Here is a 25,748-nt window from a genome sequence, read left to right as displayed (position 1 = left end):
GTGATCGTCGATGCAATAATGCAGCGAATTTAAGTCGCACCGATGCATATATGCATCTAAGGGGAAGTGATGAACTGGGATGATGCGCGGGTGTTCCTGGCGGTTTGCCGCGAAAGCACCTCAAGGGGCGCGGCGCGGGTGCTGGGGGTTGACCAGGCCACCGTCGGGCGGCGGATCAATGCCCTGGAAAAATCCCTGGGCGCGACGCTGTTCCTGCGTACTCCCGAAGGCTACGCCTTGACTGCGGTAGGCGAGGCCGCCTTGCTTTCGGTAGAAAAAATGGAGCACTCGGCCCTGGATCTCCAGCGCCAGATCCAAGGCCTGGATGATCGCCTCACCGGCACTGTGCGCGTCAGCACCACCGACTCCCTGGCCGTCGATTTCCTGATTCCGGCCATCGCCCGGCTACACCAGCAACACCCGGATGTGCGCGTGCAACTGGATGCGTCGACCCAGTTCCTCAGCCTGGCCAAGCGTGAAACCGACATCGCCGTGCGCAACATCCGCCCGGACAATCCCGATCTGATCGCCCGCCGTATTGCCCGCTGGCCGGTGGGGTTGTTTGCTGCACAGTCCTATATCGACCGTCACGGCATGCCGGCACCCGGCAGCCTGTTCGAAGGCCACGACCTGGTGGTGTATCAACCCTACCTGCAAAGCCAGAAAGACATGGCTCTGGTGTCCGAGCCCCTGGGTCGCGGGCGCATCGTCGCCTCCTTGAGTTCGAGCCTGTTGGTGCGCCGCTCCATCGCCGCCGGGATCGGCCTCGGCGAGATTCCGGTGTGCACCGGCCTACGGGACGGCCTGGTACGCCTGTGGCCGCAACGCACGCGGCCGTTGCCCTATGACGTGTGGCTGGTCACCCACGCCGACCTGCGCCATACCGCGCGGGTGCGAGTGGTGATCGATGAAATCGTCGCGGGATTCGCGGCTGCGATGGTCTGAGGTCAGCACAAGCCTGCAAGCGCATGGGTGCGACTGTGGGGACACTGCGGTCAGTCATTGTCGACGGACACAGGTGGTCTATGAACGAAACAAGAAATCAGGATATCGGGCTGTTGTTCCTGCGGGCCAGCGGGGCGCTGTTCCTGCTGTGGGTACATGGGTTGCCCAAATTGCTCAACTACGGCGAACAGTTGAAGCTGATCGAAGACCCGTTTCATCTTGGGGCCCAGGTCACCTTGTTGCTGGCGATTTTCGCCGAGGTGCTGTGCCCGCTGCTGATCATCGCGGGTGTGCTGGTGCGCCTGGCCTGCCTGCCGATCCTGGCGGTGCTGGTGATTGCCTTGCTGGTGGTGCACCCGGAGTGGACGCTGTTCGAGGGACAGTTCGGCTGGCTGCTGTTGATCATCTTTACCAGCATCCTCATTGCCGGACCGGGCCGGCTGGTAGTGGCTCAGCGTTTTGCCTGAGCAAAAAAAGGCCGGGCGAGCCCGGCCAAACAAGGAGAGGATGTTTCAAGCGGTTCAGCGGTTCAGGAACGCCAGCAGGTCTTCATTGAGCTGTTGGGTGTGGGTTGCGGCAAACCCGTGGGGTGCATCCTTGTAGACCTTCAATTGCGCGCCCTGGATCATCTCGGCCGCGACCTTGCCGGTGGTCTCGAACGGTACGATCTGGTCGCCATCGCCGTGGATCACCAGGGTCGGCACGTTGATCTTGGCCATGTCGGGACGGAAGTCGGTTTGTGAGAACGCGGTGACGCAGTCCACGGTGGATTTCAGCGAGGCTTGCAGGGCAATCTGCAGGGTTTGGGTGAGCACGCCCTCCGAGACTTCCTGGCCTTTGTTGAGGCCGAAGAACGGGGTGTTGAAATCGCTGATGAATTGCGCGCGATCTTTCAACAGGCCCGCCTGGATGCCATCGAATACGTCAGCGGGGACGCCCTGGGGGTAATCGGGTTTCTGGCCGAAGATCGGCGTCACCGCTCCCAGCAGTACCAGGCCGGCGACACGGGCGCTGCCATGGCGGGCGATATAACGCGCCACGTCACCGCCACCCATTGAAAAGCCCACCAGGGTCACGTCCTGCAGGTCCAGGTGTTCGATCAACTGGGCGATATCGTCGGCGAAGGTGTCGTAGTCATTACCGGTCCAGGGCTGGTCCGAGCGGCCGAAACCACGGCGGTCGAACGCAATGGTGCGAAAGCCGCGGCTGCTCAGGTATTCCATCTGGTATTCCCACATGTCGGCATCCAGCGGCCAGCCGTGGCTGAACAGCACGGGCTTGCCGCTGCCCCAGTCCTTGAAGTAGATCTGGGTACCGTCTTTGGCAACGAATGTGCTCATCTGAATCTCCTTGCTTGAGTGATAAGAGCAGTGAAAAATCCGCGTTACTATTGCCGTAAACCCAACCACAGGCTTGTACGGGTGTGCTTGCCTGGGCTTACCAACTGAACTTGAGCTCCATGCCCAGGTAGTTGCTGTCGTGCCCGCCGGCATCGCGCAGGGTCTGGCCGACGGCATAGTGCACAGCTTCGACTGCGCCACTGAGGTTGGACGTAAAAGCGTAGTCGGTGCGTAGTTGACCGTAGGCGCCAGTCCAGCGTTCACCCTGGCCAGCGGTGCCGGCGACGGCCAGGTTGGGCTGGGTGTAGACCGCGTCCGCGGTGGTCTGCCGCCAGAGCAGGCCGATGGCGGTTTGCACGCTGAGCTTGGCGATGGGCTTGACGGTGATCGACGGCTTGACGTGGATCAGGTTGCTGTAGCCCGTATAACCGGCCAGGGAAAAATAGTAGCCATTGGGGAACAGCGGGTTGAAGGTGCCGACGCGACCGTCACCGCCCTTGCGGTCACCGGAGGCGATATCCAGTTGCAGGCCGATCCGCGGTTTCCATGCCAGTGTGTCGAAGGTGTAGCCAGTGCGGCTGCCGCCCGCCCAGGCGCGGATGGTCTTGCTGCCCACCGAGCCCCTTTGCAGCATGGCTTCGATATCCCAGTCGAAGCCTTGGGCCGCGCCGCCCAGGCGTGTGTCGAGCAGCTGGCGGGTCTCGTCGCCGTCGGCGTCCAGGTAGTGCGCGGCCCTGCGTTCGTAGACGCCGTAATAGGCTGACAGCTCATTGCTGCCGCCCACCAGCCGCTCGACCCGCAGCAGGTGAAAGCGCGCATCACGGTTGGATTTGTCATCGAAATGCCGGCCATCCTGGTACTGCACCGGTTGGCTGGCAATCCCGATAAAACGCCATTGCGGCGTTTCCCAATCGGCCCACAACGCATCGAAGGACTGCCGCACATTCGGGCCGTCCCGTGACGAGATAAAGCGCTGCAAGTCGAAGGCAAAATCCTGGCGGCCAGCCCGTGCCTTGAACGTGCCGGCGCTGAAAGTGTTTACGTACTCGGCAAAGGCCAGGCGCAGGTCGACACGGTTCTGGTCGGCACCGCCGATCGTGGTCTTGTCATAAGCCCGCACATCCTCCAGCTGGGTGAACAGCCGCCAATGCTCGTCCAGGTGCAAGTCGGCATGCACCTGGAAACGCTGGATCAGGTAGCGGTCACGCTGCACATCGCGCACGCCGAACCCGCTGGCGTCGTTCATCTCGAAGCGTTCGCGCAACGTCGCACCCAAAGACAGATAGGTGAACGGGTTGGCGGCGGACAGCGGGATGTACTTGAGGTTGTCCAATGGTTGCGTGCGCAGTGCCGGATCCTTGAGCACGGACCAGTCCTCCTGCCAACGATTGGCCTTGATCGCCGGACGGGTCGGTTGCGCGTCGGCGTGGGCGCTGCCGGCAAGCAGCGGCCACAGCACGGCCAGGCCCCAGCCTGTACGGCGAATCATTTTGCCGCGGTGAGCTGGTGGATTTCCGCGACGTAGCCGCCGGGGAATTCCACCAACGCGCTGCGACGGCGTTTGCTGTCGAAGCTCGGCACCAGCACTTTGGCCCCTGAGCCGGTGGCCTTGGCCAGCGTGGCGGTCAGGTCGGCCACCTGGTAACCGGTGGTTTCATGGCCAAAGGGGTAGGGCAGTTGGCCGTTGGTGACCAGCACCGCCATGCGCCCAAATGGCGACTCGATGTCGACGCGTCGGTACATACCGCCGGCCTGGCCGACGTCGACCCCGGGCGCCTGCTTGTCATCGGCGATGACTTTGCCATGGGAGAAACCGACGAAGGCCTTGATAAAGCGGTCGGCACGGTCTGCGCTGAGGTACACGCGGTTTTCCGGCACCGTCTGGAAGGCGGCGTAATCCGGAGTCTTGGTGTGCCAGTAGAGTTGCATGTTCACGCCGCCTGGCCACTGCACCACGGCATCACGACCGATGGGGTCGGGAAAGTCGCTGACGATCACCGCGGCACCGTTTTCACGTGCGGCCTTGAGCGCTACGTCCATGTCCTTGACCAGGTAGCCATTGCGTTCCTGGCCAAACGGATGGGGGATGGGCGTGGTGAAACCGAACAGCGACACCGTACCGGCCGGGGTCTGCAACAGTTGCGAGGTGGTGCTGCTTGGCACTGGCAGTACATTGACCACTACCTGGGGCGTACTCTTGCCGCCGAACGTGGCCAGGAAGCTCTGGGCAAAACGCTCCACCTCCGCCGGTGCCACATACACATGGCTGGTGTCATATTGCGGCGCTACGGCGACCATCGGCGTAGCCGCCCAGGCGCTGCCCATCATGGCCCCAGCCAGCAACGTCACTGCCAGGGATGCCGCTCTCACTTGCCTACTCATGCCTAGTCTCCTGCGCTGTCAAGAAAGTCAAAAGCTTAGGGGCTCAGGCAGTGGTGCCGATTGTATGGGCGTGCTTGGTTGAACGGTTCAGCGTCTATGCGGGTCAACTGACTCTCTACGTCAGATCAAACAGGTGAACGAAATGGCCAAGACTTACAGCTACGCCGCCCAGAACGCCAAGGACACCCTCAAGCCCTACACCTTCGAGCGCCGTGCGCCGGGGGCTGACGATGTACAGATCGACATTCTCTATTGCGGGGTATGCCACTCCGACCTGCACACCGTGCGCAACGAGTGGCACAACACCCTTTACCCTTCGGTGCCCGGGCATGAAATTGTTGGCCGGGTGACGGCGGTGGGCGCCAATGTGAAAAAATTCAAGGTCGGCGACCTGGCCGGCGTCGGCTGCATGGTCGACAGCTGTCAGCAGTGCGCATCCTGCGCGGAGGGCGAGGAGCAGTACTGCGAGAACGGCTTTACCGGCACCTATAACGGCCCGGTGTTCGGCGGCGAAAACACCTTCGGCGGCTACTCGGACAATATCGTGGTCAAGGAGCAGTTCGTACTGCACATCTCCCACGACGCCTCGAACCTGGCGGCCGTGGCGCCGTTGTTGTGCGCGGGCATCACCACTTACTCGCCGCTGCACCACTGGAAGGTCGGCCCCGGCCAGAAAGTCGGTGTGGTCGGCCTTGGCGGGCTTGGGCATATGGCCGTCAAGATTGCCCACGCCATGGGCGCCCACGTGACGCTGTTCACCACCTCACCGAACAAGCGCGAAGACGGTCTGCGCCTGGGTGCCGACCAGGTGGTAGTCTCCAAAAACCCGGATGAAATGGCCAAGGTTGCCAACAGCCTGGACTTCATCCTCAACACCGTCGCCGCACCCCATGACCTGGATGCCTTCCTCAACCTGCTCAAGCGCGACGGCACCATGACCCTGGTCGGCGCCCCCGACAGCCCGCACCCGTCGCCCACGGTATTCAACCTGATCTTCAAGCGCCGCAGCCTGGCCGGCTCGCTGATCGGCGGCATCCAGGAAACCCAGGAGATGCTGGATTTCTGCGCCAAGCACGGGATTGTCTCGGATGTGGAAATGATCGATATCCAGGGCATCAACGAAGCCTATGAGCGCATGCTCAAGGGTGATGTGAAGTATCGTTTTGTGATCGATATGGACAGCTTGAAGCGCGAAAGCCATGCAGCCTGAGACGCAGCAGATCTAATGTGGGAGGGGCGGTGTGACGATTCGACTTGACCCCGATGGCCATGGGTATCTACACAACTTTGGTTACGCCGCTGGACCTGTGGGAGGGGGCTTGCTCCCGATGGCGGCCTGACAGCCCACCAGGATGTTGGAGTTGATCGAGTACATATCCGTTATTTGGGTTACGGCCACTATTGGTTCCGCTTTTACAGCGGGTCACTTTTGAAAAGACGGTACGTGTCAATGTATCTGTCGCCTTACTACTGTTTTAGCAACCCATTGCGGCCTTAGCATCCGGTCGCTCCGGGTTCAGATAAACAGCTTCTGCAAGCTGCCAGTTACGTGTGTCCCCGCTCCAGCGGCTGGGATTAGCCGCTTTAGCGGACTTGTACAGATCATTGCGGGCTAGCAGCAAAGCCGGCGCCTTACCCTCGTGGCGCTCGTTCGGCGTCACGTACTTCAAGGCGCTGTGGCGGTGTTCTTCGTTGTACCACTCAACAAATTTCTGCACCCAGAGCCTCGCTTGAGTCAGGTCGTCGAACGGCTGGTCTGGCCACAGCGGGCAATATTTGGCTGTGCGGAAAAGCGCTTCGGCGTATGCGTTATCGTTGCTAACCCGAGGGCGGCTGAAGGACGGTTCAACACCCAGCGAGATCATGCTTTCACGCAGCAGCGAGCCCTTCATCACATGCCCGTTGTCCGAGTGCAGAATCAACGGCCGACCCGCGGTATGCTCCCGTAAACATCCCTTTTCAAGTAGTGCACAAGCATGTTCTGAACATTCGGACTCATGTACTTCGTTGGTCACCAACTTGCGGCTGTAGATGTCCTTGACCATGTACCAGTAGTAAAAACGGCCCTTGATGGTGGTGGGTAACCAAGTGATATCCCAACACCACACCTGATTAGGGCCGTCGGCACGATGTGTGGTCAAAACTCTGCGCTTGGGCGCCTTCGCTCGACCACGGCGTGTGTTCTGATTCGCTTCTCTCATCACCCGATAAAACGTGGACTCCGATGCCAAATAAATGCCTTCGTCCGCTAGTTTTGGGACGATTTGATGCGGTGTCAGGCTCGCATAACCAGGTTGATTGGCGGCATCCAAAACAGCCTGACGCTCTAGAGCGCTAAGTTTGTTTGGCGGCGCTTCGCGCTGGACTGTCTGGCGTCTGTCTACTGCGCAGGTTCGCCAGCGCTGGACTGTCCGCAGACAAAGCCCAAGTTCATTACACGCCCGAAATCGGCGCGCCCCACTGGCTACTGCTTCGGCGATCAGCCCTAAAACCTGTATACGATCGGAGGCGCTGATCAGTCTTCCTCGTCCTTGCCCCAAATCGCATTGGCTTTTTTTCTGAGCTCCAGCAAAGCCACCGCCTCCTTGCGATTAGCGTCGGAGCGAAGCAGTTGCCGCTCAAGCTCCTTAATTGTTGTTTGCTCGACGGATTGCTTCTTAGAGGGCTGAGGATCAAGTGTGTCGTTGGCGTTCTGGCACGCTAGGCGCCATTGTTGAATCTGCTCAGGATAAATGCCTTTGATTCGGCAGTATTGAGAAAGCTCAACCTCGCTCAACGGTGCGGTTTCCATAACGGCATTAAACTTATCGGTACTGGACCACTGATCACTTGTCTTGTTATTGCCTGGAACGACCAAACCTTTATCTCTAGCCATTTGTCTCCAATCTCGTAGTGACTGTGGGGTGACGCCGATTGCAACGGCGAGTTCTGCCACCGCTCGATTAAGGGGCGGCATCATTTGCAGAACCGCCCAATCTTTGAAGTCATTGTCATAACATTTCGGCATTGCCAAACACCTTCGCCCCCTTGAATGATTGAGTCAAACATCAGAGGTGACAGATAGGCTGACACGGGGGGAAGAGCCCAAAAGTAACCAAAAGGCTCTTGCCCCACCACTCGGCACCTCGCCCAGGCTCGGTGTGCCCGTAATCCGACATGGATTTGGGGGGCCGCCGCCACGCGCCATCCATGGCGCGGGGCGGCTAAACCGGAATCCCTGCCGGTTTACCCCCCAAATCCCTGTCGAGTTCCGGCCAGCGTGGTTTAACGGGGCGCCTGAGATCAAAAGCAGATCAAGATCAAGAGCGGCTCGCTTCGCATCGTGGTTACTGATGGTGGCTGCGTGAGTTGTGTAGATATTCATGAGCCGATGAGGGAGTGTCAGATGAACATATCTGAGGCTGTCCCAGCGTCATCGGGAGCAAGCCCCCTCCCACATTTTGACCGAGTAGGCTAAACAGCTCGCAGTTGGGTATCACACCACCATAATGATCTTCGACACCAACTCCACCACGGTCTTGGCCTGCAGCTTCTTCATCAACCGCGCCCGATGCACCTCCACCGTGCGGTGGGAAATCGCCAGGCGCAGGGCGATTTCCTTGGACTTGAAGCCATTGACGATGTGCATGGCGATCTCGCGCTCCCGGGGTGTGAGGTCGCCGGTGCCCTGGTGCAGGCGGTCCAGGCGTTCGAAGTGCCAGATCATCAGCTTGAACGGGTCTTTGGGGGTGAGGGTGTAGCCGTGGGACTTGGCCCAGAATACTTCGCCGTTATGATGCTGCATGAAGCGCTCATCGGAGTAAAAGCCGTTGTCGCTGTCGAGCAGCCAGTCATGGCTGCGCTTGCCGATGGCGTGGTAGTCGGCCTGGGACGGGTAGATCAGCAGGGTCAACTGATTGACCAGCGCGTCGCGTGTATAGCCGAACAGCTTCAGGAAGGCGTCGTTGCAGTCGAGTATCACACGATTGCTGGTGACGATCTGCGGGGCAGGAGACAGCTTGAACGCCAGGCGTTCGAGGTCTTGGAATTGTTGTGCTAGCGCGTTCATGGGCGTCCTGCCTCGTTGTTCAATACCCTGGCGCGCTACTTACCTATGTAAGTAGTTACACGAATTGGCGCGCGACCGGGGGTGGGTCATTGTAGGTAAAGTCCGGATCAAGAACAGAAGAAATTGATTATGCCTGCTGATTGCGTCTCCATTGTTGCCGCTGGTCATTCCCGTTTCGGTCGCCTGGAAGGCACCACGCTGGAAGACTTGATCGTCCAGGTCACCCGTGAAGCCCTGAACGACGCCGCGATTGACGCGTCGCAAATCGACGCGCTGTTCCTCGGCCATTTCAATTCGGGGCTGGTGCCCGATGGGTTTGCCGCCTCGTTGCTGCTGCAGGCCGACCCCGGGCTGCGCTTCAAACCCGCCACCCGCTGCGAAAACGCCTGCGCGTCCGGCTCGGCGGCGATCCAGGCGGGGGTCAATGCGATTCTCTCCGGCAGCGCCGAACTGGTGCTGGTGGTGGGCGCCGAGAAGATGACCCACACCAGCACCGCCGCCGTCACCCAGGCCCTCGCCGGTGCCGGCTACCAGAATGATCCGGCCGAAGCCGGCCTGAGTTTCCCGCAACTGTTTGGCCGCGCTGCGCAGCAATACGCCGAGCGCTATCACTGCCCGCTGGGCTCGATGGCGGCCATCGCCACCAAGAACCACTCCAACGCCATGGCCAACCCGCTGGCACAGATGCATCGGGAAATGAATTTCGAGCACTGCAACAACGTGTCCCAGAGCAACCCGTTCGTGGCCGATTCCCTGCGCCTGACCGACTGCTCGCTGATCAGCGACGGCGCCGCCGCGATCATCCTGGCGGCGCCCAAGCGTGCGCGGGCATTTCGTCGCGATGTGCAGATCCGGGCGATGACCCAGGTCAACGACACCTTGCCCATCGCCCAGCGCGATATCCTGGCGTTTGAGGGCCCGCAGCGGGCGATCCATTCAGCCCTGCGCGGGGCGAATGTGACCCTGGCCGACCTGAGCTTCGCTGAGGTTCATGACTGCTTCACCATCGCCGAGTTGCTGATCTACGAAGCCATGGGCCTGGCGCCCAAGGGCGAGGGACACCGCGTACTCGACAGCGGGGTAGTGCGCGCCGGCGGGCGCTTGCCGGTGAATCTTTCCGGTGGGCTCAAGGCCAAGGGGCACCCCGTCGGCGCCACCGGTGTCTCCATGCATGCCTTGGCGTTTCGGCAATTGACCGGCGAACCGATTGGCCTGGCGGCGCCCAACCCGGAATTTGGTCTGGTGTTCAACATGGGCGGCATGGCGGTGGCCAACTATGCCTCGGTCCTGCAGGCGCGCAGGAGCTGAGCCATGAACATTGCCAACTGGCTGCACGACACCCAGCGTCGTACCCCCCAACGCCCGGCGCTGTTCGACGGCCCCGTGCAAGTGGCCGACTACGCCACCTTCGCCGCCCATGTGCGCCAACGCGCCGCCTGCCTGGTGGACCAGCACGGCCTGGTGCCGGGAGATGCGGTGGCGCTGCTGATGAAAAACAGTTGCGACTACCTGGAATTGCTCTACGCCATCTGGTGGATGGGCGCCGTGGCGGTGCCGATCAACGCCAAGCTGCACCCCAGCGAAGCGGCGTGGATCGCGGACAACGCCGAGGCGCGGTTGATCTTTACCGATGGCGGCGGGGTGTTTTCATCGCGGGATTTGCCCTCGCGCTGCAAAGAACTGGACGGCCACCTGCGGCCGCCAGACCGTGGCTGGCCGACCCTGGAGCACCCGATGCCGCGCCAGGATCAGGACCTTGCCTGGCTGTTCTATACGTCCGGCACCACCGGGCGCTCTAAAGGGGTGATGCTGTCCCATGGCAACCTGGTCGCCATGTCGCTGTGTTATGCCACCGATGTCGATGCGGTCAGCGCTGACGATGCGGCGGTGTATGCCGCGCCGATGTCCCACGGTGCCGGGCTGTACAACTTTATCCATGTGCGCTGCGGCGCACGGCATGTGGTGCCGGCCTCCCACGGCTTCGACGCCGCCGAGCTGTTCGGGCTGGCAGAGCAGGTAGGCCGGGTGTCGCTGTTTGCCGCACCGACCATGGTCAAACGCATGGTCGAGCAGGCCCGACGCCAGGATTATCACGGCGCCGGCATCAAGACCATTGTGTATGGCGGTGGGCCGATGTACCTGGCGGACCTGCGTGAAGCCGTCGACACCTTCGGCCCGCGCCTGGTGCAGATCTACGGCCAGGGCGAGAGCCCGATGACCATCAGCGTGTTGCCCCGTGCAGTGATCGCCGAACGCCAGCGCCCTGACTGGGACAGCCTCGCCGCCTCGGTGGGCCATGCGCAAGCCTGTGTGGAAATCCGCATCCTCGATACCGAGCACCAGCCACTGCCCACGGGTGAGCGCGGCGAAATCGCCGTACGTGGCGCCACGGTGATGCAAGGCTACTGGCGTAACCCGCAAGCCACGCGCCAGACCCTGGTGGACGGCTGGCTGCTGACCGGCGATATCGGCTACCTCGACGCGGCCGGCTACCTGACCCTGACGGATCGCTCCAAGGACGTGATCATCAGCGGCGGCAGCAATGTATACCCCCGCGAAGTCGAGGAGGTGCTGGCCCAGCATCCCGACGTATTTGAAGTGTGCGTAGTGGGCGAACCGGACGCGCAATGGGGCGAGTCGGTAGTGGCATTCATAGTCACCCGCAACGGCCAGCCCCTCGACGAAAGCGAACTCGCCGCCTGGTTCCTGGCGCGCATGGCCTCGTTCAAAAAGCCGAAAAAGTATGTGTGGCGCAGCGAGCTGCCGAAGAACAGCTACGGCAAGATTCTCAAGACCGACTTGCGGCAGTGGTTGAAAGCAGCGAGTATCGCCGCGCTTTGACATGGATCGACAATCAGACAAGGAGTCCCCTCGATGGGCAATCCCGCACAAGACACTGTCCGCAAGCGCCGCCGTGCGTTTCTCGGTGCCACCTCCGGCCACTTGATCGAGTGGTACGACTATGGCGTCTACGGTTTTCTCGCCGTCTATATCGGCCAGGCGTTCTTCGTCTCCGATGACCCCACCACCAGCCTGTTGGCCAGCTTCGCTGCGTTTGCCTTGAGCTTTTTTATCCGTCCCCTGGGCGGACTGTTCTTCGGCCCGCTGGCGGACAAGATCGGCCGGCGCAAAACCCTGATCATGGCGCTGGTGATGATGACCGGCTCCACGGTGATGCTCGGCCTGTTGCCGACCTACGCCAGCCTGGGTATTGCCGCGCCGATCCTGCTGATCCTGGTGCGCTGCGTACAGGGCTTCTCGGCCGGGGGTGAGATCGGCACCGTCACCAGCTTTATCTCCGAATACGCCGGCCCCGGTCGTCGCGGCTTCGCTACCTGCTGGTTGATGGTCACCGCCGTGCTTGGCCTGTTGCTGGGCGGCGCCGTGGCCAACGGCATGACCTGGGTGCTGGGCGCAGAGGTCATGCAGGACTGGGCCTGGCGCATCCCGTTCCTGATCGCCGCCCCCCTGGGCTTTATTTCCATGTACATCCGCCTCAAGCTCGAAGACAGCCCCGAGTTTTTAGCCCTGCAACGCGCCGGGCAAACCTCGCGGGCGCCACTGCGGGACGTGTGGCAGTACAAGCGTGCGATTGCCCTGGTGTTCTTTATCATCACCCTGCACAGCTCGATTTTTTACCTGGTGCTGACCTTCGCCTCGACCTACATGGCCAAGATCCTCAAGTTCGACAGCGGTACGACGTTGCTCTACGTATTCGTCGCCAGTTTTTCGGCGGCCTTCGTGATGCCGTTTGGCGGGGCATTCACCGATAAATACGGGCGCAAACCGTTCCTGATGGTGGTCGGTACGTTGGCAACCCTGGCAATGTTCTGGCTGTTCAAGTCGGCCCCCACCGCCACCCCTGCGTCGTTCTTTGCGCCGCTGATGGCGGTGGCGATTTTGTTCGGGCTGTATGCATCGTCGACCTATGCGTTGATGAGCGAGTTGCTGCCGACGCGGATTCGCTCCACCGGAATTGCGGTGGCGTATAACGTGCCGGTGGCGGTGTTTGGCGGCAGTGCGCCGTTGATTTCCACCTGGTTGATCAAGGTAACGGGGGACATTACCTCGCCATGGTATTTCTACGTGGCGACCGGGGTGGTGTCGTTGGTGGCGCTGGTGGTGTTGCGCAAGGAGGACTTCGTCGCCAGCGGTCAGCCGGTTGCAGTGCCGGCGGATGCGGCATTGGCCTGATGGCTCCTCCCATATTTTGAGCTGCATACGTCTGCTTAATCGTTAATAGTGGGCGTGCTGTAACCTACCGAAAACCGAGCGAGTTGCGATGCTGGCTACCCGTCTGACCTTGATCTGCCACGCCGTCACCCCCCTGCAAAAACAGGGGCGTTTTCCCGACGACGAATCCGTGGTCATGGACTGGCAGGGCGCGGCGTTATCCCTGGCCGGGCGCTATAAAAAACAGCCACGCCTGCTGTGTGGCCCCGAGGCCAGGGCTCGTCAGACAGCCGGCTTGTTCGGCGATAACGCTGAGATTGAAATGGCGTTGCGCGATGCTGATTTCGGCTCATGGAAAAGCCAGGACATCAGCCAACTCGATAGCGAAGCCTTGACAGCCTGGAGCACAGACAGCACCAGCGCACCCCACGGCGGCGAGTCGGTGGAGCAGCTTTGCATGCGGGTCGGCCAATGGCTCAAATCCCTCGAAAGCCACCCCGGCCATGTAGTCGCCGTGACCCACCCGTTCGTGATTCGCGCCGCGATGCTGAATGTCATGCAGCTGCCGGCCTCGATGTTCTACCGGATCGACGTCGAGCCGCTGTCCGCCACAGAGCTGCGCTTCAACGGTGTATGGCGCCTGCGCCTGGAAACTCACGCCTGACTGCGGGATCATGGCAACATCCACGCCCCGCACTGAGAGCACTCCATGAAACGCATCCTGATCATCGGCATTGGCGCCGGCAACCCCGACTACATCACGATGCAGGCCGTGAAGGCGCTGAACCGGACCGACGTGTTCTTCCTGATGGACAAGGGCCAGAGCAAGGACAAGCTGATCGACCTGCGCCGTGAAATCTGCGAGACCTACATCACCGAGCCCGGCTACCGTTTTGTCGAGGCCGACTGCCCTGAGCGCGTGCGCGGTGAGATCGACTACACCACTGCCGTGCAGGACCTGAACCGCGATAAGCAGCAGACTTTCGAACGCATGATCAACGAGGAAATGGCCGACGGTGAAGTGGGCGCATTCCTGGCCTGGGGCGATCCTGCACTCTACGACAGCACCATCCGCATTCTGCAGGCGATCCTTGCCAGTGGCCGGTGCGTGTTCGAATTCGAAGTGATCCCCGGTATCACCAGCGTGCAGGCCCTGGCAGCCCAGCATAAGGTGCCGCTGAACCGCATCGGCAAGTCCATCGAGATCACCACCGGGCGTCGCCTGGCGGCGGGGCAGGCGAGTGATGCCGATACCCTGGTGGTGATGCTCGACGCCGAAGACTCCTACCGCAGCGTCGTCGACCAGGACCTGGATATCTATTGGGGCGCCTACCTGGGCACGCCGGACGAGATCCTGATCAGCGGCAAAGTCGGTGAAGTGGCGCAAGAGATCGAACGGGTACGCAAGGCTGCGCGCCTGGCCAATGGCTGGATCATGGACACTTATCTGTTGCGCAAACCCTGAGGACGCTTCCCCATGCTCAAACTGTTTGCCCTGGCGCTGACCCTGGTCGCAAGTGCCGCTCACGCCGATTCCACCTTGCACACCGACTTGCCGCTGGCGTACCTGGAACAGACCCAGGGCGATGCGCGCAACCAGCCGCTGGTGATTTTCCTGCACGGCTTTGGCAGTAACGAGGAAGATTTGTTTGGCATCAAGGACGCGTTGCCGTCCACCTGGACCTACCTGTCGGTGCGCGCGCCGATGCCAGTGGAACCCCGGGGTTACCGCTGGTTTACCAAGACCGATGAGCCCGATTACAACGGCGAGACTGCGGACCTGCACAGCAGCGCCACGCTGATCGAGGACTTTGTCGGCAAAGCCACCGCCAAGTACCACACCCAAAGCGACCGTGTGTTCCTGGTGGGGTTCAGCCAGGGCGCGATCATGTCTTACGAGGTGGGTTTGCGTCAGCCTGAACTGATACGTGGGATTGCGGCGTTGAGCGGCAGTGTATTGCCGGTCCTCAAGGCTGAGCTCAAGCCCAGGGAATCATTGGGCAAGCTGGCGATTTTTATCGGCCATGGCACGTTGGACCAGGCGCTGCCGTACGCATCTGGCACGCGGGCTAATGAGGTGCTGATGGGGCTGGGCTTGAAGCCGGAGTTTCATGGTTATCCGCAGATGAATCACACGATCAGCGAGGCGGAAGTGCAGGATCTGAAAGCCTGGCTAGAGAAAAACTTGAAGTGAAATGCGGTTAAAAATGTGGGAGGGGGCTTGCCCCTGATGGCGGTGAGTCAGTTATAGATGTATCAACTGACACTCCCTCATCGGGAGCAAGTCGAATCGTCGCACCGCCCCTCCCACATTTGATTTGTGTTGTCTGGGAAAATTGGATTACTTACCGCCAGTAATCTGCTTCACCAACTGCGCATGCCCCTTCACATCATCGGCCCGGGAAATCGCCTGGATCACCAACAATTGGTTGCCGGAACCGCCGAGGATAGTGGAGTTCAAGGTCTTGCCGCCGCCCTGGGTAGCAGTGCTGTCCACTTGGCGCAGGCCGAGGCCCTTGTAGGTGAGTTTTTTCTCGCCCAGTTTCTTGAAGTCAGGCAGGGCAGCACTTTGGTCCTTGACGAAATCGGCCACGGCGCCATCGAGGAACTGTGGGTCGTTATCCTTGATGGTCGCACCGTCTTTACGCACGGTTTCGGCAACGATCACCACGCTTTTCGTGGTCGGGTTGGCGTACAGGGTGCCTTGGGTATCGGCGGTGCCGTCATCGGCCTTGCCGGAGGGCAGGGCATCGGCACTGTAGGCCTTGGGCAGGTTGAAAGTGAACTTGCCACCCAGGGTGGAGATCGTCTGCGTGTCTGGCTTGGGGGCCGCGAATACGCTGCCGGCGCTCAGCACCAGGCTCAGCAGCAGTGCGGTCTTGGTGAAAGTGGCCATGAAGCACTCCAGGGATGAACGAAATTGCGATCTATTCTGTCAGAAAATTCGCAACTTCGTTCATCTCCAGCCTCAGACCTTGCCAGACTCTTCCTCAAGCCTGTCCATCTCGAACAGTCGCGCCAGCTCTGCCCTGGCTTCCTGGGCGGTTTGCATGACTTTGGCCGCATCGTCGTACACCGCGTGTTGGGCGGCGAGCACTTGCTGGTCGTGATTCTTGAAGCGGTTGATGCGTGCGTCAGCCTGAGCCTGGGTCAAACCCAGGCCCACCAGGGTGCGGCGGCTCATTTCCAGGCTGGAATAGAAAGTTTCGCGCACCGGTGAGGCGTCCAGGTCTACCAGCCGGTGTACGTGCTGGCGGTTACGGGCACGGGCGATGATCTTCATGTGCGGGTAGAGGTTGCGCACCAGTTCGGCGGTCTTGATGTTGATCTCCGGGTCGTCCATGGCAATGACGAAAAACTCCGCCTGGTCTACCTTGGCCGCATGCAGGATTTCCGGGCGCTGGGGGTCGCCGTAGAATACTGGCATGCCGCCGAAACTGCGGGTCAGCTCGATGGTTTCCACTGAGGTGTCGAGGGCTATAAACGAAATGTTCTGGGCGCGCAGGATCCGCGCCACGATCTGGCCCATCCGACCCATGCCGGCGATGACCACACGGGGGGCGTCGCTCTCGATGGCGCGGTATTCCTCCGGCACTTCCACCGGCTTGACCTTGGGCTTGAACAGCTTCGGGCACACCAGCAGCAACAGCGGGGTTACCGCCATGGACAGGGTGATGGTCAGCACCAGCACGTCGTAGAGGTGCGGTTCGAACAAACCCTGGTCGCGGCCGATCTTGAACACTACGAAAGCAAACTCACCGCCCGCCGCCAGTACCACGCCGAGGCGCAAGGCGCTTTCGCGATTGAGGTCGCCCACCATTCGCCCCACGGCATACAACAGGGGCAGTTTCAAACCGATCAACAGCAAGGTCAGGCCGATCACCACCAGCGGCGTGCTGAACAGCAGGCTGAGGTTGGCGCCCATGCCCACGCTGATAAAAAACAGCCCCAGCAGCAGGCCCTTGAATGGCTCGATCTGGGATTCCAGTTCGTGGCGGTATTCCGAGTCGGCCAGCAGCAGGCCGGCGAGGAAGGCGCCCAGGGCCATGGATACGCCGACCAACTCCATCAGCCACGCGGTACCGATCACCACCAGCAGCGCGGTGGCGGTGGACACTTCGCGCAGGCCGGTCTTGGCGACGATGCGAAACACCGGGCGCAGCAGGTAGCGTCCGCCGATGATCACCACGGCGATGCTGCCCAGCACTTGCAACACATGTTGCAGGCCCTGGGCCTCGGTGGTCGGATGATCGCTGCCGGCCAGCAACGGCACCAGGGCGATCAGCGGGATGGCGGCAATGTCCTGGAACAGCAGGATGGCAAAGGCCAGGCGCCCGTGGGGTTGGTTGAGTTCCTTGCGCTCAGCCAGGCTTTGCAGGCCAAAGGCGGTGGACGACAGCGCCAGGCCCAGGCCCAGCACAATGGCGCTGTTCAATGACTGGCCAAACAGCCACAACGCCACTGCGCCCATGACCATCCCGGTGAGCAGCACCTGCGCCAGGCCGACGCCGAACACCGCCTTGCGCATTACCCACAGGCGCTTGGGCGACAGCTCCAGGCCGATGATGAACAGCAGCAACACTACGCCCAGTTCCGAAAACTGCGCCACGCTTTGCGGGTTGCCGATCAGGCCCAGCACCGAAGGGCCGATGATCACCCCGGCGAACAGATAGCCCAGCACCGCGCCCAATTGCAGGCGCTTGGCCAGCGGCACGGTCAATACGGCGGCGAACAGGAACACCACGGCCGCTTGTAACAGGTTGCCTTCATGGGGCATTGCGAACTCCATTGTTTACTTGGATCAACAGCTGACCGCTCCTATGGGGGGCGGAAACAGGGCGTTATTAAAGCGCTTTTTCACATTTTGAAACTTGTATTTTTGTCGCGACGGTCAATGGTTGACGGTGGCAGTGGCACCTGGGTAGCGGGCGGCAGTCGGTGGTGCGGCGGTGCAGAACGCGTTGCTCAATGCCGATGTGGCAGGGGCGCGTGCAGCTTTCGACAGCTTGTCCGGCGAGATCCGTGCCAGCACCGCCAAAGCAATGCTCGAGGATTCGCGTTACCGCCGGTTGCCACGGCTCACCCGCCAGGCTGAAGAATGCACACACAATTTCTTCCGGAACGCGGTTGGCTGGCTAACCAGCCTCGTCCTAAGGTTATGCCCTTGAGTTTATATTCCTTGGATGGAATATTTGCATGGCCTGGGACATTGAATACACGGATGAGTTCGGGGACTGGTGGGGTGGCTTGGATTACGTAAAGAGGGCCGTGACCACGGCTAAGAAATTCGCGGAACTGAAAGCTCGCATGACGCCCGAGTCGCTAGCCGATGCCGAGCAGATACTTCAGCAACATTTGAAAGAAATGCCACTGCATGAGTTGCGCAAGGCCCAGCATTTGAGTCAGGCAAGCCTGGCGAAGGCGTTAAACATCAATCAGGCGGCGGTATCGAAGATGGAACGGCGCACTGACATGTACATCAGTACGTTGCGTGACTATATCCGTGCGATGGGCGGTGAGTTGGAAATTATTGCGACCTTTCCAGATGGCCAGGTCAAGATTGACAACTTCGCTTGCTGATACTGCTGAAACCCCCGTATGCCCGGCCAAACCGGGCTTTTTGCTACCTGCTTTCTTTATAGTGGGACAGTCAACGTCCAAGATTCCGGACATGACTATCTATCGTCATGCACGATCACTCTTGCAGCGCATTTACCGCGGCTTTCCACCGTAATCTGGGATACTCCCAACGCGCTGCCGGGGCAGGTCCAAGGCGACACTCTTGTTCTGATGTGGCCGAACGCTGGTCAGGATTCACCTTCCTTTTCGGCCCGGTTTGTTACTATCGCCATCCCTTGCCACCAGGAGTCACCGGCCCATGCAACACCAGTGGGATGAAATGCACCGCACCCGCAAGCCCACGTTCGTGCTGTGTGGCGAGCCCCAGGGGGATGTGCTCAATCTCTATGTTCACGGTTACTCGGCCTTCTTCAACCGCCAGCAACTGGGCAATTTCAAGGCACAACTGGCAGGTATCGAAGGCTCGACCAACCTGATGCTGTTCTGGCCGGCTGGGCATTTCCTGGAAAACCTGTTTGCACCGTTCAAGGATGTGATCACCTCGATGCTCGGCGGTGGCGGCCTGGGTGCGGCCACGGTAGGGGTGGGCAAGGCGATTGCGTATTTTCTTGACCATTACAAAAGTGTCGAAGCGCGGGTCGATGAGGTGGCCAAGACCTTGTTGCCCGAGCTGGCCGGCTACCTGCACGCCGAGTCGCTGCCGGTGCGGCGCATCAACCTGATCGGCCATTCCCTGGGCGCGCGCATCCTGGTCAAGAGTCTGCTGGCCAGCCCAGAGCTTGCCCGTGAATTGCCGTTGAATAACCTGTTGCTGATGGGCGGGGCGATCTGTACGTCGAGCCCTTGGGATGACGTGTCGGCGCCGCTCAAGGGCCGGCTGATCAATTGTCATTCGAGCAAGGACTGGGCGTTGGCGATGAAGCCGGATACCGAACGGTGTATCGGCCGTTATGCCATTGACGTAACGCCGGCATTGAAGACCAAGGTCACCAATGTGCACCTGGCCAGCTTCGACCATGCCGCCTACTGGCCGCAGTTGAAGACGGTGGTGCAATACACCGACCTGCTGCAGGAGCGGCGCGGTTTGATCCGCGCCGACCTGCGCAGCAGTGAAGTGCGTTTTGCCGAGGAGGATGGGGACCTGTACCCGGCACTGGTGCAGGCGCGGTCGGAAGAGTTGAAGTTTCTTGCCGAGCTGATGGCGCAAAAACGCAGTGCCTCCATTGATGCCAGCGTGCGCGAACCGCTGAAGCTGGCCATCGAGTTGCAGCGCATGGGTGGCGACAGCTTTATGAACCTGGCCCGTGGCCATGGCGTGGGCTATCGCCAGATTGCTGAAGATGTGGCGCAACGCTTGGGCATCAAGTTCGATGCAGCGCTTGAAAGCGTGGCGCTGGCGGATATCGAAGGGCAGGTCGCAGAAAAGCTCATCGAGCAGTACAAGGACAAGCTCAGCCGCGCCGATCGCCAGGCGTTCGATGCCGAGCTCAAGGCTGCGGCGCAAAAAGAGCAGGGCCTGTTCACCCGCTTCGATGTGGGCCGCTCGGCCACCACCGCCTTGAGCGGCACCGCGCTGGCCGGGCTTACCGGGTTTATCCTGCGCCGAGGTGCGGCCACCGCGATTCCGCTGGTGGGCCAGGCGCTGGCCGCGGCGATGCTGCTGGTCAGCGGTGTCCGGGCGTTTTCCGGCCCGGCGTATTCGATCACCACCTTGGCGGTGTTGGTGATCGGCGTGATTCGCCAGCGCATGGAACGCGAAGCGCTGAACCAGGAGCTGGACCTGGTGGTGCAAGTGGTGGAGGCGTTCGACTTGCCGCGTGATACGGTGATGCGCACGGTCGCGTCCGACTGATAAGCTGCTGCCCAAGTCTTGTGTATTTGCCTGGAATACCGCGTGAAATTCAGCCTGCCGAAAATCGCTACCGCCCCGTTCTGCCCGCCGGAAGTGGCCGGCTCCGTCATCGTCGACCCCAAGGCATCGTTTTTCAAACGGATGCTGATGTTCGCCGGCCCCGGCCTGTTGATCTCCATCGGCTACATGGACCCTGGCAACTGGGCGACCGCCATCGAAGCCGGGTCTCGCTACGGCTATAGCCTGTTGTTTGTGGTGCTGCTGGCCAGCCTGGCGGGCATGGCGGTGCAGTGCCTGTGCTCGCGCCTGGGTATCGCCACCGGCAAAGACCTGGCGCAACTGTGCCGTGAGCGCTACAGCAAGCGCTCATCACGTACCCAGTGGCTGTTGGCGGAAATCTCCATCATCGCCACCGACCTTGCCGAAGTGCTCGGTTGCGCCTTGGCGTTTCACCTGTTGCTTGGCGTGTCGCTGACCACCGGTATCGTCATCACCGCTTTTGATACGCTGTTGATCCTGGCCCTGCAAAACCGCGGTTTTCGCCGCCTGGAAGCGATCATGCTGGCGCTGGTGGCGACCATCGGCGTGTGTTTCTTTATCGAGCTGGTGCTGATCAAACCCTATTGGCCCGATGTGCTCAGCGGTTTCACCCCGTCATTGTCGGCCATCAGCGACGCTGCTCCGCTGTACCTGGCCATCGGTATCCTCGGTGCTACGGTCATGCCCCATAACCTCTACCTGCACACCTCCATCGTGCAAACCCGCCTGGTCGGCAAGGACCTGGCCAGCAAGCAGGATGCGGTCAAGCTGGCGCGTATCGACACCATCGGCTCCCTGGCCCTGGCCTTGTTGGTCAACGCGGCGATCCTGGTGTTGGCCGCTGCCGCGTTCTACAAGACCGGCCATACCGATGTGGTGGAAATCCAGGACGCCTATCACCTGCTCGACCCGCTCGTAGGCGGCGCCTTTGCCAGCATCCTGTTCGGTATCGCCTTGCTGGCCTCGGGGCAGAGCTCGACCTTTACCGGGACGATTGCCGGGCAGGTGATCATGGAGGGCTACCTGAACCTGCGCATACCCTGCTGGCAACGACGCCTGATTACTCGCGGGCTGGCGCTGATCCCGGCGTTCCTCGGCGTGTGGCTGATGGGTGACGATGCTATCGGAAAGCTGTTGATCCTCAGCCAGGTGGTTTTGAGCCTGCAATTGCCCTTTGCGCTGTACCCGCTGATCCGCATGACCGGCGACAAGCAATTGATGGGGCCGTTCGTCAACCGGCTGCCCACACGGCTGTTGGCATGGTTTCTGTTCGCGGTGATCAGTGGGGCGAATGCATGGTTGATTGGGCAATGGTTGTTTTGATTGGACATAGCGCTACTGGGGTATGACCTAAACCAACATTGCTAAGGATGTGTACTGGGCAACCTGCGGATCGGCTGTTAGTAGCTTCATTGGTTCACTCATCGCGGTTGCAATAATCAGCCGATCGAAAGGGTCCTTGTGATGATGTTCGAGATCCTTGACTGCAATGGCGTGCTCCGAGGTGATGGGGAGTTCGACGAAACCGCTTTCCAGGCAATACTCACGGATTTCATCCAGGTCTACGGAAAGCTTTCCAACGCCAACTTTGATTGCCATTTCCCAGAATGTTGCCGCACTGACGTAGACGTCTGCGGCATTTTCAATCAGCTTGCGGGTTTTGCCAGATAGTCTGGGGTCATCGTTGAGTGCCCACAGCAGGATATGGGTATCCAGCAGCAGTCTCATGAAGGACTGCCCTCAAACGCATCCAACAAATCGCTGGGCAGCGGTGCGTCGAAGTCGTCAGGGATGACCAGCTTCCCCTTCATTGCGCCAATTCGCCGGCCCTTGGATTTACCGATGGGCACAAGCTGTGCCATTGCACGGCCATGCTTGGCAATGGTGATGACTTTGCCGGCGGCGGCTTCATCGACCAGCTTGGACAGATTGTTTTTTGCCTCACCCAACGCAACGGTAATCATGTGGTCTTCCCCGTGTTTTGGCCAAATATAGCCAAAACTACGGGCGCTATCAAAGACGGCTCGACCACTGGTCAAGGCCGCTCGTTCGGCACGTGATGGCTTGTAATACACGACATCCATGGCGTCTCTCCAAAAAAGAATTCGCCAAAGTGTGCCCCAACGCACCGTGCCCAAAAATACTGGCCCGTAAAATCAGAACGTGCCTACTTTTCCTACGAGGAAATTTCCCTCACCAGTGGCGTGTCTGGAGCGTACCAGGGGTCACCGATCCCAATACGGCACCGCCCCAAAACACTCCACGAAATAATCAATCACCGTACGCACCTTCAACGACAGCCTGCGGCTGCCTGGCCACAACGCAGCAATCTGCTGAGGCTCCAGGGTCGTTGCGACTTCATAGTCGGTCAGTACGGCCTGCAAGGTGCCGGCGCGCAGGCTTTCGCCAATCAACCAGGAAGGAAACACCACCAGCCCCAGGCCCTGTTCGGCGGCGTGGGTCAGGGTGTCAGCGTGGTTGCCGGTAATCGGGCCCTTGACGCTGTAGGGTGTCCAGTCGCCCTGGCCGTGGCGGAAGAACCAGCGCTGCTGGCCGGTGATGCCTTTGTAGGCCAGGCATTGGTGGTGGGCCAGTTCGTCGGGGTGGCGCGGCGTGCCGTGTTGCGCCAGGTAGGCGGGGCTGGCGGCGATGCGAAAGCGCTGGGGCGCAAAGATGCGTGCCTGCATGCCGGAGTCATTGAGCACGCCAATGCGGAACAACAGGTCGGTGCCATCTTGCAGCGGGTCGACGAAGGTGTCGGTTTGCTGGATATCCAGTTGCAGCTTTGGGTAGCGCCGGCACAACGCGCCCAGCCAGGGAGACAGGTGGCGCTGGCCGAATACCATCGGCGCGTTGATCCGCACCAGCCCGCTGGGCTCGTTGTCCTGTTCCTGCAGGGCCTGGTTCGCCATTTCCAACTGTTCCAATACCAGACGCGCGTGCCGCCCGAGCAGGCGTCCGGCTTCGGTGGGGCTCACGGCGCGGGTATGGCGATACAGTAATTGCTGGCCGAGGGCCTGTTCCATCAGTTGGATCTGCCGTGAAATGGAGGAGGGCGCCAGGCCCTCGCGGCGGGCCACTTCGGAAAAGCTGCCCTGGTCCAGCACGGCCACGAACAGGCGCAGCGCCTTGAAGCTCAGTTCATTCAAGCCCTGCATCATGCCTCCAGGCTGTGCGTATTGCGCAAAGGTGTTGTCCGTATACTCCCATTTATCGCACAGGGCGGCCACCGGATAATGCGCGCCATGTTCTTTTCTTGATACGCAGGTGATGTATGCAGGCACGCACTATCGAGGGCATGGCGCAGGCCAGGCCGAATAAAAACCTCCTACGGCTGCTGTTGTTGCCATTGGTGATCCTGGCGGGCATGGGGCTGTCGGTGGAGGCCGGATTGCTTGGGCCGTTGGGCGCGCAGGTCGGGCATTTGTGGGCGACCCTGAGCATCTTCGGCGTCGGCACGGCGATCCTGCTTCTGCTGCTGCTGTTCAGCGGCCCGCAGCAGGGCCCGGCATTTACCCAGCTGCCGCGCTGGCAATTGATCGGCGGATTTTTGGGGCCGATGTATGTGGTAGTGCTCACACTCGCCACGCCCCACATCGGTATCGCCATGACCATGATTGCGATCCTGTCCGGCCAGGTGGGCAAGAGTGTGTTGATCGACCACTTCGGCTGGTTCGGCACGGCGCGCAAGCGCGTCAATGGCGAACGCTGGATTGCGCTGGCGTTGATTGTGGCGGCATTGGTCCTGATTGCACGAGGGTAAGACGATGAATCTGATTCTGTTGTTGGTACTGGTGATTGCTGCAGGGGCGGTGTTGAGTGTGCAGGCCGCTATCAATGGGCGCCTGGGCCAGACGGTTGGGGTGTTGCGCAGCAGCCTGCTGACCTTTGCCGTTGGCGCGCTCATCACGGCGTTGTTGATATTTTTCTTCGAGCCGGCCCAGGCCGTCAGCCTGCTGGACGTGCCGAAATGGCAATTGACCGGCGCCTTGTTCGGTGTGGTGTACATGCTGGTGATGGTCGGCGCGGTGCCGGTGGTTGGCACGGCTGTCGCCACGGTGGCGGTGATTGTCGGGCAGTTGGGCATGGGCATGCTGATCGACAACTTCGGCTGGCTGGGCAACCCGGCGATTGAATTATCAGGGAGCCGCATCGTGGCGATGCTCTGCCTGGCCCTGGCACTGGTGTTCATGTATCGCAGCAATACCCGCGCGGCCGACTGATGGCGCTGAACCTTGGCGTCGTGTGCGTAGTCACTGCTTAAGGTGCGGTGTTCGCCGCATCGCGACGACCATGAAAAAGGAGTCTGACCATGCCAGATCAAACCTGTGCTTGCCCACACTGCAAATGCGTACTGGGCAGCGATGCGATCATGAAGGACGGTAAAGGTTATTGCTGCCAGGGCTGTGCCGAGCACCATGCCCACGGTGAGCCTTGCGCCGCCGCGACGGGCTGCGAGTGTGCCAAGTCGGCTCACACCTGAGGTGTTCGACCTGCAGGCCCGGGCAACCCGGTGCCTGCAGGGTGAGTTAAAACAGTTCGCTTGTCGGCGGTGAGTCTTTACCATGCTCACCTGTCTTCGATTAATGTGTACCCGCCATGGCCCTGGCCGCGCCGCCCGACCTCAGTAATCACGCCGTCCCTGTGCAGCCGTTGGCGCGCACCTATCCGCGTGGGTTGTACGTGGAGCCCCATAGCCACGATTGGGGCCAGTTGCTCTATGCCATGAGCGGTGTGATGTGGGTCGAGACGCCCCGCGAAGCCCTGGTGGTGCCGCCCCAGCGCGCCGTGTGGTTGCCGCCGGGGGTGGAGCACGGGATCCGTGTGGTCTCCGATTTGCAAATGCGCAATATCTACCTGCGTCCGGCATTGGCGGCGACGCTGGACAGCCAGGTGCAGGTCATCGAAGTAGGCCGGTTGTTGCGTGAATTGATCGTGACGTTGGTCGAACAAGGCGATCACGGCGATGCCGGCTACTACGAGGCGGTCGTCGGCCTGGCTCTGCTGGAGCTGCAACGCGCACGCCGCTCGCCAATTCGCATCGCCATGCCGGTAGCGGCGGATCGTCGGCTGATCAGCGTATGCCAGGCGGTCATGGCTGCGCCCTCCCTGGAGATCCCATTCGAGCAGCACGCCGAGGCAGCAGGCGCCAGCGTGCGCACCCTTGCACGGCTGTTCCAGAACCACCTGGGCATGGGCTTTGCCGAGTGGCGGCGCCAGGTGCAGTTGGCGACGGCAGCCGCGGAGCTGGTCCAGGGCCAGTCGGTGAGCGGCATTGCCCGCGGCCTGGGTTATTCGCCGAGCAGTTTCAGCGACATGTTCCGCAGGGAACTGGGGGTATCGCCTTCGCAGTACGCGGGTTGGCCGAAATCCTGAAGCACTTGGCCGA

At 60.9% G+C, this 25,748-nt stretch carries 27 protein-coding genes; 16 read left to right on the top strand and 11 right to left on the bottom strand.

Translation table 11 applies throughout. The features are described 5' to 3' along the window. The first annotated feature begins 69 nt into the window (after nucleotides 1-69). The gene (locus tag NMB39_RS17190) at nucleotides 70-945 is read left to right on the top strand and encodes a LysR family transcriptional regulator (RefSeq protein WP_057022650.1); all 876 of its coding nucleotides are present in this window, start codon (nucleotides 70-72) and stop codon (nucleotides 943-945) included. A gap of 80 nt (nucleotides 946-1,025) precedes the next feature. Beyond that, on the top strand, nucleotides 1,026-1,412 hold the full coding sequence (locus NMB39_RS17185) for a DoxX family protein (protein ID WP_057022649.1): 387 nt from the start codon (nucleotides 1,026-1,028) through the stop codon (nucleotides 1,410-1,412). A 54-nt stretch (nucleotides 1,413-1,466) separates the two neighbouring features. On the opposite strand, the gene NMB39_RS17180 is transcribed toward NMB39_RS17185, so the two are convergent. The 3 genes from NMB39_RS17180 to NMB39_RS17170 form a co-directional block, all read right to left on the bottom strand. Then, on the bottom strand, nucleotides 1,467-2,285 hold the full coding sequence (locus NMB39_RS17180) for an alpha/beta fold hydrolase (protein ID WP_057022648.1): 819 nt from the start codon (nucleotides 2,283-2,285) through the stop codon (nucleotides 1,467-1,469). A gap of 97 nt (nucleotides 2,286-2,382) precedes the next feature. Then, the gene (locus tag NMB39_RS17175; RefSeq protein WP_198719077.1) at nucleotides 2,383-3,774 is read right to left on the bottom strand and encodes an alginate export family protein; all 1,392 of its coding nucleotides are present in this window, start codon (nucleotides 3,772-3,774) and stop codon (nucleotides 2,383-2,385) included. Continuing rightward, nucleotides 3,771-4,667, bottom strand: a complete 897-nt coding sequence (locus tag NMB39_RS17170; RefSeq protein ID WP_124356108.1) for a VOC family protein — start codon at nucleotides 4,665-4,667, stop codon at nucleotides 3,771-3,773. Before NMB39_RS17170 ends, NMB39_RS17175 begins: the two co-directional genes overlap by 4 nt. 142 nt (nucleotides 4,668-4,809) lie before the next feature. Here NMB39_RS17170 and NMB39_RS17165 point away from each other — a divergent pair, with 142 nt between their 5' ends. Further along, nucleotides 4,810-5,877: an NAD(P)-dependent alcohol dehydrogenase gene (locus tag NMB39_RS17165; protein ID WP_464006676.1), complete on the top strand. Its 1,068-nt coding sequence runs from the start codon at nucleotides 4,810-4,812 to the stop codon at nucleotides 5,875-5,877. A gap of 265 nt (nucleotides 5,878-6,142) precedes the next feature. Here the strand turns inward: NMB39_RS17165 and NMB39_RS17160 are convergent. Then, a protein-coding gene (locus NMB39_RS17160) for an IS3 family transposase (RefSeq protein WP_494339157.1) occupies nucleotides 6,143-7,674 on the bottom strand; the annotation gives its coding sequence in 2 pieces (ribosomal slippage) (nucleotides 6,143-7,233 and nucleotides 7,233-7,674; 1,533 coding nt in all). Nucleotides 7,675-8,142: 468 nt separating this feature from the next. Further along, the gene (locus NMB39_RS17155; protein WP_057022644.1) at nucleotides 8,143-8,715 is read right to left on the bottom strand and encodes a LuxR C-terminal-related transcriptional regulator; all 573 of its coding nucleotides are present in this window, start codon (nucleotides 8,713-8,715) and stop codon (nucleotides 8,143-8,145) included. A gap of 129 nt (nucleotides 8,716-8,844) precedes the next feature. Here NMB39_RS17155 and NMB39_RS17150 point away from each other — a divergent pair, with 129 nt between their 5' ends. The 6 genes from NMB39_RS17150 (at nucleotide 8,845) to NMB39_RS17125 (ending at nucleotide 15,082) form a co-directional block, all read left to right on the top strand. Further along, on the top strand, nucleotides 8,845-10,023 hold the full coding sequence (locus NMB39_RS17150; protein ID WP_494340382.1) for an acetyl-CoA acetyltransferase: 1,179 nt from the start codon (nucleotides 8,845-8,847) through the stop codon (nucleotides 10,021-10,023). 3 nt (nucleotides 10,024-10,026) lie between these two features. Then, the gene (locus NMB39_RS17145) at nucleotides 10,027-11,556 is read left to right on the top strand and encodes a class I adenylate-forming enzyme family protein (RefSeq protein WP_057022642.1); all 1,530 of its coding nucleotides are present in this window, start codon (nucleotides 10,027-10,029) and stop codon (nucleotides 11,554-11,556) included. Nucleotides 11,557-11,589: 33 nt separating this feature from the next. Then, a complete protein-coding gene (locus NMB39_RS17140) occupies nucleotides 11,590-12,909 on the top strand; it encodes an MFS transporter (protein ID WP_306957715.1) in 1,320 nt (439 codons plus the stop codon). 88 nt (nucleotides 12,910-12,997) lie between these two features. Then, a complete protein-coding gene (locus tag NMB39_RS17135; protein WP_056846792.1) occupies nucleotides 12,998-13,552 on the top strand; it encodes a histidine phosphatase family protein in 555 nt (184 codons plus the stop codon). Nucleotides 13,553-13,597: 45 nt separating this feature from the next. Next, nucleotides 13,598-14,353, top strand: coding sequence for a precorrin-6A synthase (deacetylating) (gene cobF, locus NMB39_RS17130; protein ID WP_494340383.1), 756 nt, complete (start codon nucleotides 13,598-13,600; stop codon nucleotides 14,351-14,353). A 12-nt stretch (nucleotides 14,354-14,365) separates the two neighbouring features. Beyond that, nucleotides 14,366-15,082, top strand: a complete 717-nt coding sequence (locus tag NMB39_RS17125) for an alpha/beta hydrolase (protein WP_124400347.1) — start codon at nucleotides 14,366-14,368, stop codon at nucleotides 15,080-15,082. Nucleotides 15,083-15,229: 147 nt separating this feature from the next. Here NMB39_RS17125 and NMB39_RS17120 read toward each other — a convergent pair whose 3' ends face one another. From NMB39_RS17120 to NMB39_RS17110, 3 genes are all read right to left on the bottom strand, one after another. Then, a complete protein-coding gene (locus tag NMB39_RS17120) occupies nucleotides 15,230-15,784 on the bottom strand; it encodes a DcrB/PsbP domain-containing protein (RefSeq protein WP_124400348.1) in 555 nt (184 codons plus the stop codon). A gap of 72 nt (nucleotides 15,785-15,856) precedes the next feature. Then, nucleotides 15,857-17,665 carry a monovalent cation:proton antiporter-2 (CPA2) family protein gene (locus NMB39_RS17115; protein ID WP_046072201.1) on the bottom strand — a complete coding sequence of 603 codons (1,809 nt, stop codon included), beginning with the start codon at nucleotides 17,663-17,665 and terminating at the stop codon, nucleotides 15,857-15,859. 114 nt (nucleotides 17,666-17,779) lie between these two features. After that, nucleotides 17,780-17,926: a hypothetical protein gene (locus tag NMB39_RS17110; protein WP_198721316.1), complete on the bottom strand. Its 147-nt coding sequence runs from the start codon at nucleotides 17,924-17,926 to the stop codon at nucleotides 17,780-17,782. 269 nt (nucleotides 17,927-18,195) lie between these two features. On the opposite strand from NMB39_RS17110, the gene NMB39_RS17105 reads away from it, so the two are divergent. The 3 genes from NMB39_RS17105 to NMB39_RS17095 all read left to right on the top strand — a co-directional run bounded on the left by NMB39_RS17105 (nucleotide 18,196) and on the right by NMB39_RS17095 (nucleotide 21,682). Beyond that, the gene (locus NMB39_RS17105) at nucleotides 18,196-18,468 is read left to right on the top strand and encodes an XRE family transcriptional regulator (RefSeq protein ID WP_494340585.1); all 273 of its coding nucleotides are present in this window, start codon (nucleotides 18,196-18,198) and stop codon (nucleotides 18,466-18,468) included. A 298-nt stretch (nucleotides 18,469-18,766) separates the two neighbouring features. Then, on the top strand, nucleotides 18,767-20,320 hold the full coding sequence (locus NMB39_RS17100) for a DUF726 domain-containing protein (RefSeq protein WP_494340384.1): 1,554 nt from the start codon (nucleotides 18,767-18,769) through the stop codon (nucleotides 20,318-20,320). A 42-nt stretch (nucleotides 20,321-20,362) separates the two neighbouring features. Next, nucleotides 20,363-21,682 carry an Nramp family divalent metal transporter gene (locus NMB39_RS17095; protein WP_046072204.1) on the top strand — a complete coding sequence of 440 codons (1,320 nt, stop codon included), beginning with the start codon at nucleotides 20,363-20,365 and terminating at the stop codon, nucleotides 21,680-21,682. A gap of 27 nt (nucleotides 21,683-21,709) precedes the next feature. Here the strand turns inward: NMB39_RS17095 and NMB39_RS17090 are convergent, their stop codons facing one another. From NMB39_RS17090 to NMB39_RS17080, 3 genes are all read right to left on the bottom strand, one after another. Further along, nucleotides 21,710-22,087: a type II toxin-antitoxin system VapC family toxin gene (locus NMB39_RS17090; RefSeq protein ID WP_057022635.1), complete on the bottom strand. Its 378-nt coding sequence runs from the start codon at nucleotides 22,085-22,087 to the stop codon at nucleotides 21,710-21,712. After that, nucleotides 22,084-22,443 carry a type II toxin-antitoxin system Phd/YefM family antitoxin gene (locus NMB39_RS17085; protein ID WP_225924326.1) on the bottom strand — a complete coding sequence of 120 codons (360 nt, stop codon included), beginning with the start codon at nucleotides 22,441-22,443 and terminating at the stop codon, nucleotides 22,084-22,086. The genes NMB39_RS17090 and NMB39_RS17085 overlap by 4 nt, the downstream gene beginning before the upstream one ends. Nucleotides 22,444-22,584: 141 nt before the next feature. Next, nucleotides 22,585-23,517, bottom strand: coding sequence for a LysR family transcriptional regulator (locus NMB39_RS17080; RefSeq protein ID WP_057022634.1), 933 nt, complete (start codon nucleotides 23,515-23,517; stop codon nucleotides 22,585-22,587). A 116-nt stretch (nucleotides 23,518-23,633) separates the two neighbouring features. Between NMB39_RS17080 and NMB39_RS17075 the strand changes: the two genes are divergently transcribed. The 4 genes from NMB39_RS17075 (at nucleotide 23,634) to NMB39_RS17060 (ending at nucleotide 25,735) form a co-directional block, all read left to right on the top strand. Next, nucleotides 23,634-24,122 (top strand): DMT family transporter, encoded by a 489-nt coding sequence (locus NMB39_RS17075; RefSeq protein ID WP_046072207.1) that lies wholly within the window; start codon nucleotides 23,634-23,636, stop codon nucleotides 24,120-24,122. 4 nt (nucleotides 24,123-24,126) lie between these two features. Beyond that, complete coding sequence (locus NMB39_RS17070; RefSeq protein WP_494340385.1) at nucleotides 24,127-24,582, top strand: DMT family transporter; 456 nt, start codon at nucleotides 24,127-24,129, stop codon at nucleotides 24,580-24,582. Between the two features lie 89 nt (nucleotides 24,583-24,671). Further along, nucleotides 24,672-24,842, top strand: coding sequence for a metallothionein (locus NMB39_RS17065; RefSeq protein WP_043049518.1), 171 nt, complete (start codon nucleotides 24,672-24,674; stop codon nucleotides 24,840-24,842). Nucleotides 24,843-24,958: 116 nt separating this feature from the next. Beyond that, nucleotides 24,959-25,735 carry an AraC family transcriptional regulator gene (locus NMB39_RS17060; protein WP_494340386.1) on the top strand — a complete coding sequence of 259 codons (777 nt, stop codon included), beginning with the start codon at nucleotides 24,959-24,961 and terminating at the stop codon, nucleotides 25,733-25,735. The last annotated feature ends 13 nt before the right edge of the window (nucleotides 25,736-25,748 follow it).

This window comes from Pseudomonas sp. FBCC-B545, assembly GCF_059134095.1.
This window is presented reverse-complemented; position numbering and strand designations above follow the sequence as displayed.